The organism is Devosia sp. 1566 (assembly GCF_004005995.1).
In the GTDB taxonomy this organism is placed as follows: domain Bacteria; phylum Pseudomonadota; class Alphaproteobacteria; order Rhizobiales; family Devosiaceae; genus Devosia.
Map to the genome: position 1 here is coordinate 770,900 of NZ_CP034767.1, position 13,302 is coordinate 784,201.

The window sequence follows — 13,302 nt, forward strand, 5'->3', positions numbered from 1 at the left end:
CAGCAGCCTGGTGGTCAGCGTCCTGCGCAGAGAGCGTCCTGCAGCCACCGTCAAAGCGCTTTCAGAAGGTGGCCGACACCCCGCAGGGTTCGGATCTCAACAGAAGCCCCCGTCTGGGTCAGACGCTTACGCAGCCGAGAAATGTGGGCGTCCAGCGTATTTGACGCAATCTCATCGTCGAAGTTGAACACTGCATCCTCCAGCCCTTCCCGGGTCACGGCCCGGCCAGCCCGACGGATCAGTGTTTCAAGGATCAACATCTCCCGCCTGGGCAAGGGCAGGAGAACGTCGTTCACTGCCGCCTGGCGCGACTGGGTGTCAAATGTGACGTTTCCCACCCGAATGACATCGGGCGACAGAACAGCGCTGCGCCGCAACACCGCCCTAAGCCGTGCGAGCATCTCGTCGAAGGTGAAGGGCTTGCTGAGATAGTCGTCAGCGCCCAGTTCCAGACCGGCAACGCGGTCCGGGCTCGTTTTCAAAGCCGAAAGCACGATCACGGGAACGCCTTTCAGATGTTTCCGGATCACCGGCAGCAGGTCGAGACCTTCTCCGTCCGGAAGGCGCCGGTCGAGCAGGACCGCGTCGTGAACCCCTGCCAGAATGGCTTCAGTTGCGAGCTCGATCGTGGGCGCGTGATCGATGATCATGTCCTGGCGGCCAAGAGCCTGAGCGATATTGGCCGCCATATCGGGTTCGTCCTCAACCAGCAAAATCCGCACGGCCCGCCTCCTGTGTTCCTGTATGGCTTGCGACGCGGACATTGCCGTAATGTTGCGGATTCTGCGGGTAGAGCGCTGTCTTTGTAAGGTTCCTGCAAAGTGATCGGACCGGCATCTGGATCACGCAAGCCCGCCTTCAAAGCGGCCCTAACCGCCGGTTCGCGGCAACTGCCCGGACCCTGGCTCCATGCACAAGCTCGCGACTGGCGCCACGATCTCGTAGATCACGCCGCTTGGACGGAAGTCGATCCTCGTTGTCGCTCGTAACTCTAGCTGGACAAGCTCTCCGAGTATACGTGAGCCAAATCCACTTCGGACCGGAAAGACCACCTCCGGGCCACCGGCTTCGATCCAGCGGAAGCGCAGCATCAGAGTCTCCTGCTGTTCAATAGTCCAGAACACCTCGACCGATCCGCCCGAGGCCGAAAGAGCGCCGTATTTGGTGGAATTGGTCGCAAGCTCATGGAGGGCCAGCGACAGAGTTGAAACAACTTTGGGGCCGAGTAGAACGTGCGGGCCGGCCGTATGGATGTTGTCCGCCTGGAACGGCAAGACGCTTTTCTCGACGACGTCAGCCAGATCCGCGCAACCCCAACCGAGGTCGGGAATAAGATCCTGAGCGCTGGCCAAGGCTTGCAGTCTACCCATGGAGCGAGCCTGGGCATCCTGCAGGGAAACGGCTGTCCTTATCGACTGAGCGACAACTGCTTGTGCAAGCGCGAAAAAGTTTTTAGCCCGGTGTCTGGCTTCGTTTGATAGCAGCTTTCGATGCTCGTCGGCTTCGCGACGGGTGGTGATATCGAGCAAAACCCCGGTGATGATGGGCGCGGTCTTGATCAAGGCGCCACTGACCTTTCCCCTGAGCTCGATCCAGCGAACCTGGTGCAAAGGGGTTTGCAGTTTTACCTCTACAACCAATTCCTCGCCGGTCTCGATGGCCTTGTCGAGGGCTTCGCGCCAGGTTCTGCGATGTTGACCATCAAGCGCATAGAGCATGTCGTCATAACTGAACGGGCTTTCCGGCCGGTGCCCGAACATGAGCTTGCATTGTTCTGAGGCAATGAGAGTTTCGGTGGCGACATCGAGCGCCCAGACTCCCACTCCAGCATCTTGCAAGACGGACTGGAGTACCGATCCCGCCGCAGCGGCGGTCCAGCCGCCAGTGTTCGGACTGGCGAAGTCGTAGTTATCGTTCATGTTCGCTCCATATGGGGCCGTAATGTGGAGGCATCTGACAGCTGCGGATCACTGTAATCGTGTGTCGAACAGCAGATCACCGGAGACGACTCCCCAGTTGAAAGAAGTGTGGCGGAGGCATCACGCCTTATCGCGCTGCACTGGACAAGCTAGTCCTGGACCGGGGGGGATGCCGTTTGTCGGCACCTCCTGGCGCCCGATGGGGCGGCTGCTGCATCAACGCTCTTTATTCGGACAGTCAGCTTGCCAGTGGCACCCCTGATCGCGGGGGACATCGTTCCTGAGCCTTTCCACGGGACGCGATTGCCAAGAGGTGGGAAGGCGCTCAGGTGGGCTGCAGCAGGGCAGGGCACTTGAGCGCTGGAACCCATTAATTCTCTTGTTCCTGGCCGACCAAGGATTCAGCGGTCGCGGCCGGTAGTGGGGACCATTTGAAACCGGCGACCGGGCTCGTATGTTCTACGGCTGAGCGCTTGGGCGAGTTGCTGACCGGGCGAAGGGTGTCCTTCTCGAGCATGACGACGTAGCGCTCGCCATTGTCCTTGATCGCGTCGACACGAATGGAGTCGCCCCAGGCTTCGACGTGCTCGGCATCGATCCCACGGCTGTGCAATGTCGAAGTAAGATCAAGGACAGTCCTTCCATGAACCTCGCGGTCGGAGAGAAGGGATTCTGCTGCATTCGCGGAAGCCGTGGCCAGGAAGATTGCTGCAGCGGCAGTGATGAACTTGTTGTGCATAGGATGTTCCTTTCTGTTTTGAACATCCCCATCATCTCGCTCGAGCATTGCGTCCAGATTGCGTGATTTCCACTTTCGCATTATCAGTGGAATTCTTTCCGGCGGGCGTCTCGGCCCCAACGCTGCACCGACGTGAGCCTTACTTCCCGTTTGGAACCGATCTATTCGTTTCGTTGGTCGAAGTCGGCCTGGGCCTGCTCGAGCTCGGGACCACGCTCGAGCGCCCATGCGTAAAGCGCCTGGAACGGCTCCCGCAGTGAACGACCAAGCGGGGTGATCGTGTATTCGACGCCGACGGGCGTCGTTGGCAGAACTGTGCGCTTGACGAGGCCGTTTCGCTCCAATCGCTTCAGCGCATCCGCCAGCGCCTTGTGGGTGATGCCCTCGAGACGTCGCATGATCTCGTTGAAGCGCGACGGTCGCGTGCATAGGACTGTCAGGATCAGCACCGACCACTTGTTGGCGATCTGCTCCAGGATCGGCCGCGTCGTGCGCGCGTCGATCAGAGCTTCGTCGGGCGCCTGCCGAGCAGGCGCACGGGGGTATCGTTGGGAGGTGCGCATCTCCGTCGTGGCTTTGGACAAAGGTATACTCCGCGATATCTACGCTAAAGGCAGTGCGTAATTGACCGTAGATATAGGATCTATATTGCTCCGTCCATCAACATCAGATGGATGAGATATGACCAAACTCCAAGATAAGACAGTCCTCATCATTGGTGGCTCGGGAGGTATCGGAGGCGCGATCGCCCATCGCTTCGCGCAGGAGGGGGCGAACGTTTATGCCACCAGCCGATCCGCCAAAACTGAAGGGACCACCACGTCGGTGGGGACAGGCTCGATTCGCTCCGTATCGGCCGACGCCTCCCAGCCGGCCGATCTCGAAGCGGCGATCGCCCGGATCTACGGGGACGCCGGGCGTATCGACATCCTTGTGTTCAACGCGGGCCTTTCGGAGTTCGCCACCCTCGACGGCTTCACCGAGGAACACTTCGACCGCACCTTCGGGCTCAATGTCCGCTCACTTGTCTTCGCCGCCAAGGGCGCTGCAGGTCACATGGGCGCTGGGGGCTCAATCGTTCTGGTGGGCTCCATCGCCGGCGACATTGGCACCAAAGGCTACGGGGCTTACGGAGCGACGAAGGCCGCGGTCCGCTCGTTCGCCCGAACCTGGGCCAACGAGCTCGCACCGCGAGGCATCCGCGTGAACGTCGTCAGTCCCGGTCCCACCGACACGGCGATGTTTGCGTCCGCCTCCGACGAGATGCGGGCGATCCTGACGGGCATGATCCCGCTGGGACGCATGGGACGTGCGGACGAGGTCGCCGCCGCCGCTCTCTTCCTCGCCAGCGCTGAGGCGAGTTTCGTCACGGGAGCCGAGCTGCCAGTCGACGGCGGCATGGCACAGGTTTGAGGTTTATCACGATGTGCGGTTCTACGTTTCGCTGCCTCATCATAACCCTTGCGCGAGGCAGCGCAGTACGGATGCGCGGTTCGGCGAGCCGAGGCGGCCGCCGAAGACTGTGCATTTAAGCGCCGCGGCGGCATTGGCGAAGGCAACAGCCTCTGGAATGCTGCGGCTTTCGGCGAGGGCCAGCGTAAAGGCGCCGTGAAAAACGTCGCCCGCCGCCAGCGTATCGACAACATCCACCGCAGGGGGCAGCAGGTTGTGCAGGCTGCCGTTCTCCAGCCAAAAGCAACCTTGGGCACCGTCCGTAACTCCGACAAAGCCGGCAAAGCGGCCGGTCAACTCGCGTGTGGCCGCTGCAACGGAGTCGGTGCCAGAAACCAGCATTGCCGCTGGAGCCGAGAAAACCGTGTGGCTCGCCAAGGCAGCCAGAGCAAGGATCACCTCGGGCGGCCCGGTATCGGCGTCCAGCACGGCGATCTTGCCGGCTCCCCGCGCAAGGGAAAGCACTTTCGTGGCGGCTTCTGGCCAGCGGATGTCGACCTGGACGGCATCTGCCGACTGAATGAGAGTCTCGGGGATCCAATCCGGATCAACCCTGAGACCCTTGTCATAGTAGGGCAGGATCAATCGCTCGCCGCTGCGGTCGACAATGACCGCGCTGAGGGGCGTGGGAACGCCCTCAAAGCGCCGGATGTGTTCACAATCGACGCCCTCTGCTGTGACTTGGGCAACGAACTGGTCGCCCATGCTGTCATCGCCGATCCGGGTAATGAGCGAAGTTCTTGCCCCAAGGCGAGTCGCAGCAATCGCGGCGCTCGTTGCCATGCCGTGTGCCGCCTGGATCATCGCCTTGGGCAGCACCTTGCCCGGCGCGGTGGGCAGGGCGTCGACAGCAAAGATCATGTCCATGGTTGCCGCGCCGGCGAAAACAATGTGGGGAACCTGGGACATTGGCGGCTACTCAATACGGTCCGGCGGAAGCACAGGCGCAGGTGGTGCACGGGCCCGAGGGTCGGTGCTCGGTTCGGCGATGGTCGTCCACCGGCACGGTTAGGCCCGGTTCGACTTGGCCATAGCACTGGCAGCCTGGGCGATGAGGTCCGAATCGTTGGCCGAAATAACAAAGCTCACGCCCTGGTCACGCCAGTAATGCGCCTGTTCCGGGCCGCCGCAGTCGATCCCGACGATCTTGCCGGCGGCGCGGCCGCGGGCAATCACATGCAGGATAGTTTCGCGCAATTTGTCCGACTCGAGATAGCCTTTGCGCTCGAGACCGATGCTGAGCGAGAGGTCGTTGGGGCCGATATAGATGCCGTCGACCCCGTCGACCGCGAGGATCGCATCGACATTGGCGAGGCCCTCGGCCGTCTCGATCATAACGAGGCAAGTGGCGGCGGCATCGCCTTCGGGTGCCTGGGGTATGCTCGCGCGCACATTGCGCCAGATCGGTCCCCAGCTGCGGTTGCCTGCGGGGGCATAGCGGCAGGCGTTCGCGGCTGAACGAGCCTCCTCGGCATTGTTGACCAAGGGCACAATGATTGCCTCGGCCCCCAGATCAAGCGAGCGCATGATGAGGTCCGGCGTGTTCCATGGCACGCGCACTACAGCGGGCGAGTCAGCCTTGTGCAAGGCATCGAGCAAAGGGCTGAGCTGGGCCATGGTGACAAAGCTGTGCTGCAGATCGACACAAATGAAGTCGAACCCGGCGCGCCCCATGATCTGCGCGACCTGCGGGTCGGCAAATCCCGTCCAGGCCCCATAGCTCATCTCGCCGCTGGTGAAGCGTTGCTTGAGGCTCATTGTGCGGGTGTCCCGAACCTGGTGTGGAGGGCCTCGATGGTGGCGAGGGCCTCGGCATCGGGCAGGCCGACAGCCATGCGCGCCCGGCCGGCCGGAATGCCTTGCAGGCGCAAGCCAGTCTTGAGCCGTTCGATGTCGCCGAGCAAACCATCCACAGCTGCCTCAACATCGGCCTGCAATTCCGCCCGGTCCGTTTCGCCGCGGGCAACCGCGCCCGCCATGGCGACGAAAGGTTCGGGATAGACCGAGGCAATGCCCGAGATCACGCCATCGGCCCCGACTTGGTCGAGATTGCCGATCTCGCGATCCGACCCGGTCAGCACCAGAAACTCGGGTGGCAAGAGCTGCCGATAGGTGCCGACCGTTTCGAGGGATTCGCCGCTGATCTTGACACCGATGATGTTGGGAAGCTTCGCAAGCTCGGCCATGAGCTGGGGTGACACGGTGATGCCAGTGCGGGCCTTGAAGATGTAGACAAAGACGCCGAGGCCGTCCGAGATGTCCGAGATATGCGCATAGAATTGGCGCAGGGCTTCCTCTGTAGACGGCAGGAAATAGGGTGTGATGGCGGCGACATACTTTGCGCCTTCGGCGCGCGCTTGCTGGATCAGCCGCTCGACCTGGTAAAGACTGGCGGCACCGACATGGACCACCACCTGCTTGTCGCCCAGAATGTCGAGGCTGAGGCGGGTGAGCGCCTGGCGCTCGTCTTCGCTGAGCGAGGGAAACTCTCCAGTGGTGCCAAGTACAAAGGCGCCGTCCACGCCAGAGGCTGCGCATTTACGCATGATGGCGGTGTTGCCTTCAGGCGATACCGAGCCGTCGTCGGCAAAAGCGACAGGGAGCGCCGTCAGGATAATGGGCTTTTTGGGCATGGAAATACTTTCAGGTAAAATCAGGACGGATTGGCTTTGGCCCGCTTGGCCTTGCGGCGGGCCAGGAGTGGGGAGCCGAGAGCGGCGATAACGGCAATGATGGCGAGACCGATCAGCGTGGCCGAAATAGGCTTGTCGATGAGGCCCGTCGGGCCGTCGATCAGCAGCGAGCGCCGCAGATTGGATTCTGCAAGGGGGCCGAGGATAAGGCCGAGCACAATGGGGCCCGCGGGAATACCACAGCGCTTGAGGATCAGCCCGACTACACCGAAGAACAGCATCACCCAGACGGTGAACAGGTTATTGGTCGTAGCGTAGGTGCCGACGATGCAAAAGACCAAGACCGTCGCCCAGATATAGGGTTTGGGCATGTCGAGCAGCTTCACCATCATGGGCATGCGCACCAGATTGATGGCGAGCGTGATGAAGGTGGCGAGAACCATGATGGCCGTGATGGTTGCGACCAGGGCCGGTTCATTGACGAAAAGGCTGGGACCCGGCTGGATGCCCCAGACGATCATCGAGCCGATCATCACTGCCATGACCGAGTCGCCCGGAATGCCGAGGGCCATCGTGGTGGTGAGCGAGCCGCCCAGCGTCGCGCTGGAGGCGGTATCGGCAGCCGCAACGCCCTCGATATTCCCCTTGCCGAAGGTTGCCTTGGTGCTGGAGGCAGCCTTGGCCCGATCCCAGCCGAGCAAGCCGGCAATATCACCGCCTGCTCCCGGAATGATGCCGACCACGAGGCCAACCAGACCCGATATGGCGGTAGGCTTGGCGATGCGCTTGTATTCGGCTTTGGTTGGCCACCATCGGCCCAGCGCCGAGATCGGCTTTACTTCATGATTGCGATGGGTAAGCAACTGATCGAGCAGTTCGGCAATACCGAACAGGCCGATGATGACCGCAATGAAATCGAGCCCACCATTGAGCTCGCGGATACCGAAGGTGAAGCGGGCGTCGCCAGTGATCGGGTCGCGCCCGATCGTGGCGATAAACAGGCCGATAATGCCCGCGAGCAAGCCCTTGGTGATCGACTTGGACGAGATCGAGATCATGATGGTCATGGCCAGCACCACGACGGCGAACATCTCGCTCGGGCCGAACCGGAGTGCCAGCTGGGCCAGCGGCACTGCAGCGCCGGCGAAGAGCACCATGCTGGCCACAATGCCGACGGCGGAAACCAGCGCTGAAACGATCAGCGCCAAACCGGCCTGACCGTTCTTGGCCATGGGATAGCCATCGAAGGTGGTCGCGATGGAGGCGGGCGTGCCGGGCGTGTTGATGAGGATGGAGGGGATGCGATCGCCGAAATTGGCCGCCACATAGATAGTGAGCAGGACGGCCAGTCCCTGCACGGGCTCCAGCGTCATGGTGAAACCGCTGGCCAAGGCCACGGCCATCGTGGCCGTGATGCCGGGGAACATACCCACCAGCATGCCAACCACCACGCCGATGCTCAGGCACAGCATGACGCTTGGCTCAAAGACGGCAAGCACGCCGTCAAGAAGGGCGCTCATAGGGGAACTTTCAGCAGATAATGGAACAGGCCGTAAATGAACGCGGTTGTTGCCAGGGAAAAGATCACCAGCCCCTTCCAGCTGCGCAGCCCGAACAGGAACAGCAGGGCGGCGGTGAACACGAGGGTCGGAATGACATAGCCGATGGTTGACCAGGCAAAGACGTAGATGGCGCTCAGGGTCAGAGCGACCAGCATCCGGATCCAGCCGTCTTTTTCGGTCGCTTCAACCTCGCCCCGGCTCATCGGGGGAGCCAAAAAGGACATGCCGACCAGGATCGCTGCAAGACCGGCGGCGAGCACGGACAACAGTGTCGGCCACCATTTGGGGTCGACCCCGCCGCCGCCCATTCGCAGGATTATATTGCGCGATAGCCACAGCGCCAGCAGCGACAACATCAGCGCCGTTACGGCGATGGCGATCTCAAGGCGCCGGGAAGGAGCGGCAGAGTAATCTGGCTCGGCAATTGTTTCGTCCAGCGGCGGGGTGCCGCCGGACGAAGTTGCGAGCTGTTCAAGCTCGGCCACGATCAGGGCGCCAGAACTTCGGCATAGCGAGCAGCTTCGGCGTCAACGAACGCCTTCCACTCCTCACCAGTCTTGTAAACAGGCAGGATGCCGGCAGGCGTGATCGCATCAAGGAAAGTCTGCGAGGAGGCCGCTTTCTTGATGGATTCCTCGAGGATTGCCTTCACGTCGTCCGGAATTCCCGCTGGTCCATATACGCCGCCCCAAGCGCCGAACGTAAGGTCGTAACCCTGCTCCTTGGCGGTGGGCACTCCTGGAAAGGCGGGATGCGCTTCCTCGGCAAAGATCGCGAGGACCTTGAGCGAGCCATCGGCAAAGGCGCTTGCGGTTTCGCCGGCACCGGCGGTTACGGCGTTGACATGGCCGCCTAGAGCGGCGGCCACGGCTGGTGCGCCGCCGTCAAAGGGTACGCCTACCAGCTTGGCTTCGGTCAGCTTGGCCAATGTGAAGGTCGTCGCAGCGAAGGAGGACGCGGCGCCGGAGTTGGATACCGACATTTCCGTGGTCTTGGCCGCTTCGATGAACTCGCTCAGCGTGTTGTAAGGGCTGTTAGCGGGCACCGCGAGAACTACCGGGCTGTTCATGACCTGAGCAAGGTAGGTGTAGTCGGCGCGGTCGAAGTCATAGCCGAGGTGCTCGGCGATGGCGAATTCCACCGGACCGAAGCCAATCGTGTATCCGTCAGCCGGCTGCTCGGCCACATGGGCGAAGGCCACTGTGCCGGTCGCGCCGGGGCGGTTCTCGACGATGACGCTAACGCCAAGGTCCTTCTCAAGCTCCGCGGCGATAGCGCGCGAGGTCCGGTCAGAGGCGCCGCCGGCGGCAGCCTGAACGACAAACGTGATGTCTTTGGACGGAAAGCTGTCCTGCGCCCAGGCCGGAGCCGAAAAGGCGACGCCCGTAAGCGCGGTGGCTGCAAGGGCCTTGATGATCAAACGACGGGTATTCATGGTTCTCTCCCTAGATGAATTTTTGGATTTGTTGCCCTGACGGGTTCTCGCTTACGCTGGGGTGCCCCGATGCCTTTGCAGGGCGCGCTCCCATACCTTGACCATCCGCTCGCGTGAGCCGTCGAGATGAATGGCGAGTTCGGCTTCTGCCGGGTCTGGATCACCGGCTTCAATAAGATTGAGCAGCTTGCGGTGCTTGTCCGTGCTGGCGTGAAGATTTTGGTCGAGGGATATCGTGAGGCGCAGAAGCGTCATCATGACTGCCTCGTATTGCTGCCAGACATCCGTTAGGCGCTTGTGTCCCGATAGCAGGCAGATGGCGTTGTGAAAGGCAATATCGGCTTGCGCGAAGGCCGCCGCATCATTGACGTCCGCAGCGGCCTGCATACCGTCCACATATCTGCGCAATTCGCTAAATCCCTCCTGCGGGCCACGACGAACAGCCAGGCGCACGGCAAGCCCTTCGAGGGCTCCTCGAAGGGAATAGAGTTCGCTGATTGCATCCTGATCGATGCCGATCACGGTCACACCGCGCTGCTGGCTTTCAACCAAGCCTTCGAGTTGAAGAATGCGAAAGGCATCGCGAATGGGACCCCGGCTAACGCCGTAAGCTTCGGCCAGCTCGGCCTCGATCAACCGCTCGCCACGGGCATATTGCCCAGCCGCAATGGCTTCGCGGAGCGCGGCAGCGACCTGCGATCCAAGCGCATCACGATTGATAACGAAGGCTGGCGCGTTGGCCATTATCCCGATCTCCCCCTCAGGTCTGTTAACGGTAAGCCGTCAACGGAAAACAAGTCAAAGACTTTATTGCCTCTGGACTCCGGCTGAGGACGTCCCGACCGACTGAGGGTGAATCCCTAAGCAACGCGAATGATGTGCGGCGGCAGAGGGCGGCGCTTAGGGGAATGGGAGGTGGTGCTGCAACAAGCCTGTTGCGTTTGGAAGTAACTGCCAGGGGACCTTTGATAGGGCACCCAGTCCAGCATTGGCCGGGTTTACCTCAAGCCCCCCGGGACGTTGAGTCGGAGGGGCGATGCCGGCTTCGTTCGGTCCGACCACGCTGCCCTCCATCGAGGGGAGGGGCAGCGTGGCCGGGCAGAGGGTCTTAGCTGCGCGCCGCGAGCACGGCTGTTTTGGCGGGGATGGAGAGCACTTCGCGGATGGTCTGGAGGCGCTCGGGGGTGTAGTGGCCCGCGACGTCGAGCAGGTTCATGCAGCCGACCAGTTCGTCCTTGATGATGATCGGGACGTTGACGACGGACTGGCAGCCCAGCTGGTTGATCAGCTCATGGTCGAACAGGACCTTGGCGATGTCCTCGATGGTGTTGGCCACGAAATATTCGCGCTTGCCATGAACGATGTCGAACCAGGGGCCGTAGTTGAGGGGCTTGGTGGCCGAGGTGGGGTAGCTGACGGGATCGCTGGTAAAGGCGCGGCGCGACAGTTCGGCTTCCATATCCACCAGCATGATGGTGAAGAGCTTGGCGCCCACGGTGGCGCGGGCGAGGTCCTGCAGGGCGGTGAAGGCCGCTTCGGCGGTAGTCGCCTTGGCAATGGCGGCGTCAAAGGCGAGCAGGGCCTGGGTGTGGTCAGTCATGGTTTAGTCCTTGGGGTCTTGGAAGAGGCGCGGCGGCTAGCCTTCGGTTGCCGCCAAAAGTTCGCGCGAATAGGGCTCGCTGAGGTGGCGGGCCTTGAGGTTGGCGACGTCAGCGATTTCCACGATGCGGCCGCGCTGCATGACGGCGAGGCGATCGCAAAGGAAACTCACCACGGGCAGGTTGTGGGTGACGAGGAGATAGGTCAGCCCCTGTTCGCGGCGCAGGCGCTTCAAAAGGTTGAGGATCTCGGCCTGCACCGACACGTCGAGCGCCGAGGTCGGCTCATCAAGCAGCATGACCTTGGGCTTGAGCATCAGGGCGCGGGCAATGGCGACGCGCTGGCGCTGGCCGCCCGAAAGCTGGTGGGGAAAGCGGAAGCGGAAGCGCTGGTCGAGCCCGACATCGCGCAGCACCGCTTCCACCCGCTCGCCGCGATTGCCGAGGCCGTGGATGGCGAGGGGTTCGCTCAGGGCCGCATCGATGGTCTTGCGCGGATGGAGCGAGCCATAGGGGTCCTGGAACACCATCTGGACCTGGCTCGAGACGGCGCGATCGACGCCATGGCTGCGCGGCTTGCCCATGACGGAAATGGCGCCGGTCCAATCGGGGGCGAGCCCGGCAATGGCGCGCAGGATGGTTGACTTGCCCGAGCCCGATTCACCCACGAGGGCAAAGCTTTCGCCCTCCGCGATGGCGAGATTGACGGCATGGACGACCTTGGTGTCGCCATAGGAAATATCGAGGTTTTGCAGGTCGATGGCGTTCATGTGCCGGCCCATTGCGTGCGGTCGAGCACCGGGAGTTCGTCGCGGTTCTCATCGATTGTCGGCATGGCTGCAAGCAGGCCACGGGTATAGGGGTGGGTGGCGTTTTCGAGTTGCCCGGCGGCGCATTCCTCGACGACGCGCCCGGCATTCATGACGAGGATGCGGTCGCAGTAGCGACTGACGAGCGCCAGGTCGTGGCTGATCAGGATGAGCCCCATGCCCTTGTCGCGCACGAGATTATCGATGATGTCGAGCACCTGGGCTTGCACGGATACGTCGAGGGCGGAGGTGGGCTCGTCGGCAATCAACAGTTCGGGTTCGGGGATCAGCATCATGGCGATCATAATGCGCTGACCCATGCCACCCGACACTTCATGGGGATAGAGTTTGACCACCCGTTCGGGCTCGTTGATGCGCACGGCATGCAGCATCTCGATGATGCGGGCCTGGACGGCGCTGCGCGGCAGTTTCTGGTGGGTGACGAGGGCTTCGGCGATCTGGTCGCCGATGGTCATCACCGGGTTGAGCGAGAATTTGGGATCCTGCATCACCATGGAAATGCGGGCGCCGCGGAGGTCGCGCATCTGCCGCTCGCTTTGCGCTGTGATGTCGATGCCGGCAAAATGCAGCTTGTCGGCGGTGACTTCGCCCGGCTTGCGGATGAGTTTGAGGATCGAGCGGCCGGTCATGGACTTGCCCGAGCCGCTTTCGCCCACAATGCCGAGGCGCTCGCGCCCGAGGGTGAAGGAGAGGCCTTTAACGACTTCGACCCGGCCCGAATTGGTGGGGAAGGACACGCGCAGGTTTTCGACTTCGAGCAGGGGCTTGGTCATTGTGGGCCTCCGAGACCGCCGGGCGTGTGGAGGGACACCCCCCTCCTGGCCTCCCCCACAAGGGGGGAGGTGAGGGATGTGCGGAGGAGGGGATGTGCCAGTGAAGTCGCAGCCACCCTCCCCGTTGTGGGGAGGGGAGCAAAGCTTGGCCAGAGGCCTAGCGGAGCTGGAGTGGGGGTGGTGCGGTGGGGCGCTGATGGACCCCCTCCATCGATCCCTCCCCTCAAGGGGGAGGGAGGCAATGGAGCCGAGGCATTCCAGTTGGCGGCGGCAAATGCTGCTCGGTCTAGGGCTTTGCTACGGCCGATAAGTTGGGCCTCCCTCCCCCCTTGAGGGGGAGGGTTGGGGAGGGGGGTGGTGC

The 13,302-nt window shown here is 62.2% G+C and carries 15 protein-coding genes; 1 reads left to right on the forward strand and 14 read right to left on the reverse strand.

The window, feature by feature from the left end:
- Positions 1 to 50: 50 nt before the first annotated feature.
- From ELX51_RS03760 to ELX51_RS03775, 4 genes are all read right to left on the reverse strand, one after another.
- Positions 51 to 722: a response regulator transcription factor gene (locus tag ELX51_RS03760; protein WP_127755167.1), complete on the reverse strand. Its 672-nt coding sequence runs from the start codon at positions 720 to 722 to the stop codon at positions 51 to 53.
- A 147-nt stretch (positions 723 to 869) separates the two neighbouring features.
- Entirely contained in the window at positions 870 to 1,919 is a 1,050-nt protein-coding gene (locus ELX51_RS03765; RefSeq protein ID WP_127752255.1) for an HWE histidine kinase domain-containing protein, read from the reverse strand.
- Between the two features lie 370 nt (positions 1,920 to 2,289).
- A complete protein-coding gene (locus ELX51_RS03770; protein WP_127752256.1) occupies positions 2,290 to 2,658 on the reverse strand; it encodes a hypothetical protein in 369 nt (122 codons plus the stop codon).
- 161 nt (positions 2,659 to 2,819) lie between these two features.
- Positions 2,820 to 3,221 (reverse strand): helix-turn-helix domain-containing protein, encoded by a 402-nt coding sequence (locus ELX51_RS03775; protein ID WP_127752257.1) that lies wholly within the window; start codon positions 3,219 to 3,221, stop codon positions 2,820 to 2,822.
- Between the two features lie 118 nt (positions 3,222 to 3,339).
- Here ELX51_RS03775 and ELX51_RS03780 point away from each other — a divergent pair, with 118 nt between their 5' ends.
- A complete protein-coding gene (locus ELX51_RS03780) occupies positions 3,340 to 4,071 on the forward strand; it encodes an SDR family oxidoreductase (RefSeq protein WP_127752258.1) in 732 nt (243 codons plus the stop codon).
- Positions 4,072 to 4,110: 39 nt separating this feature from the next.
- On the opposite strand, the gene ELX51_RS03785 is transcribed toward ELX51_RS03780, so the two are convergent.
- The 10 genes from ELX51_RS03785 to ELX51_RS03830 all read right to left on the reverse strand — a co-directional run bounded on the left by ELX51_RS03785 (position 4,111) and on the right by ELX51_RS03830 (position 12,941).
- Complete coding sequence (locus tag ELX51_RS03785; RefSeq protein WP_127752259.1) at positions 4,111 to 5,019, reverse strand: PfkB family carbohydrate kinase; 909 nt, start codon at positions 5,017 to 5,019, stop codon at positions 4,111 to 4,113.
- Between the two features lie 99 nt (positions 5,020 to 5,118).
- Entirely contained in the window at positions 5,119 to 5,868 is a 750-nt protein-coding gene (locus ELX51_RS03790; protein ID WP_127752260.1) for an aldolase/citrate lyase family protein, read from the reverse strand.
- On the reverse strand, positions 5,865 to 6,743 hold the full coding sequence (locus tag ELX51_RS03795; RefSeq protein WP_127752261.1) for a dihydrodipicolinate synthase family protein: 879 nt from the start codon (positions 6,741 to 6,743) through the stop codon (positions 5,865 to 5,867). Before ELX51_RS03795 ends, ELX51_RS03790 begins: the two co-directional genes overlap by 4 nt.
- A 20-nt stretch (positions 6,744 to 6,763) precedes the next feature.
- Positions 6,764 to 8,263 carry a tripartite tricarboxylate transporter permease gene (locus ELX51_RS03800; protein ID WP_127752262.1) on the reverse strand — a complete coding sequence of 500 codons (1,500 nt, stop codon included), beginning with the start codon at positions 8,261 to 8,263 and terminating at the stop codon, positions 6,764 to 6,766.
- Entirely contained in the window at positions 8,260 to 8,790 is a 531-nt protein-coding gene (locus ELX51_RS03805; RefSeq protein ID WP_127752263.1) for a tripartite tricarboxylate transporter TctB family protein, read from the reverse strand. The genes ELX51_RS03800 and ELX51_RS03805 overlap by 4 nt, the downstream gene beginning before the upstream one ends.
- A gap of 2 nt (positions 8,791 to 8,792) precedes the next feature.
- A complete protein-coding gene (locus tag ELX51_RS03810) occupies positions 8,793 to 9,740 on the reverse strand; it encodes a tripartite tricarboxylate transporter substrate binding protein (RefSeq protein WP_127752264.1) in 948 nt (315 codons plus the stop codon).
- Between the two features lie 51 nt (positions 9,741 to 9,791).
- Positions 9,792 to 10,484: a GntR family transcriptional regulator gene (locus tag ELX51_RS03815; RefSeq protein ID WP_127752265.1), complete on the reverse strand. Its 693-nt coding sequence runs from the start codon at positions 10,482 to 10,484 to the stop codon at positions 9,792 to 9,794.
- Between the two features lie 364 nt (positions 10,485 to 10,848).
- On the reverse strand, positions 10,849 to 11,340 hold the full coding sequence (locus ELX51_RS03820; RefSeq protein WP_127752266.1) for a GAF domain-containing protein: 492 nt from the start codon (positions 11,338 to 11,340) through the stop codon (positions 10,849 to 10,851).
- 36 nt (positions 11,341 to 11,376) lie between these two features.
- On the reverse strand, positions 11,377 to 12,108 hold the full coding sequence (locus tag ELX51_RS03825) for an ABC transporter ATP-binding protein (RefSeq protein WP_127752267.1): 732 nt from the start codon (positions 12,106 to 12,108) through the stop codon (positions 11,377 to 11,379).
- The gene (locus tag ELX51_RS03830) at positions 12,105 to 12,941 is read right to left on the reverse strand and encodes an ABC transporter ATP-binding protein (RefSeq protein ID WP_127752268.1); all 837 of its coding nucleotides are present in this window, start codon (positions 12,939 to 12,941) and stop codon (positions 12,105 to 12,107) included. The genes ELX51_RS03825 and ELX51_RS03830 overlap by 4 nt, the downstream gene beginning before the upstream one ends.
- Between the last annotated feature and the right edge of the window lie 361 nt (positions 12,942 to 13,302).

Bases quoted from the DNA above. Each gene is read 5' to 3' on its own strand.
- ELX51_RS03830 (WP_127752268.1), bottom strand. From the start codon at position 12,941: ATGACCAAGCCCCTGCTCGAAGTCGAAAACCTGCGCGTGTCCTTCCCC.
- ELX51_RS03785 (WP_127752259.1), bottom strand. From the start codon at position 5,019: ATGTCCCAGGTTCCCCACATTGTTTTCGCCGGCGCGGCAACCATGGAC.
- ELX51_RS03825 (WP_127752267.1), bottom strand. From the start codon at position 12,108: ATGAACGCCATCGACCTGCAAAACCTCGATATTTCCTATGGCGACACC.
- ELX51_RS03795 (WP_127752261.1), bottom strand. From the start codon at position 6,743: ATGCCCAAAAAGCCCATTATCCTGACGGCGCTCCCTGTCGCTTTTGCC.
- ELX51_RS03770 (WP_127752256.1), bottom strand. From the start codon at position 2,658: ATGCACAACAAGTTCATCACTGCCGCTGCAGCAATCTTCCTGGCCACG.
- ELX51_RS03775 (WP_127752257.1), bottom strand. From the start codon at position 3,221: ATGCGCACCTCCCAACGATACCCCCGTGCGCCTGCTCGGCAGGCGCCC.
- ELX51_RS03765 (WP_127752255.1), bottom strand. From the start codon at position 1,919: ATGAACGATAACTACGACTTCGCCAGTCCGAACACTGGCGGCTGGACC.
- ELX51_RS03800 (WP_127752262.1), bottom strand. From the start codon at position 8,263: ATGAGCGCCCTTCTTGACGGCGTGCTTGCCGTCTTTGAGCCAAGCGTC.
- ELX51_RS03780 (WP_127752258.1), top strand. From the start codon at position 3,340: ATGACCAAACTCCAAGATAAGACAGTCCTCATCATTGGTGGCTCGGGA.
- ELX51_RS03810 (WP_127752264.1), bottom strand. From the start codon at position 9,740: ATGAATACCCGTCGTTTGATCATCAAGGCCCTTGCAGCCACCGCGCTT.
- ELX51_RS03820 (WP_127752266.1), bottom strand. From the start codon at position 11,340: ATGACTGACCACACCCAGGCCCTGCTCGCCTTTGACGCCGCCATTGCC.
- ELX51_RS03790 (WP_127752260.1), bottom strand. From the start codon at position 5,868: ATGAGCCTCAAGCAACGCTTCACCAGCGGCGAGATGAGCTATGGGGCC.
- ELX51_RS03815 (WP_127752265.1), bottom strand. From the start codon at position 10,484: ATGGCCAACGCGCCAGCCTTCGTTATCAATCGTGATGCGCTTGGATCG.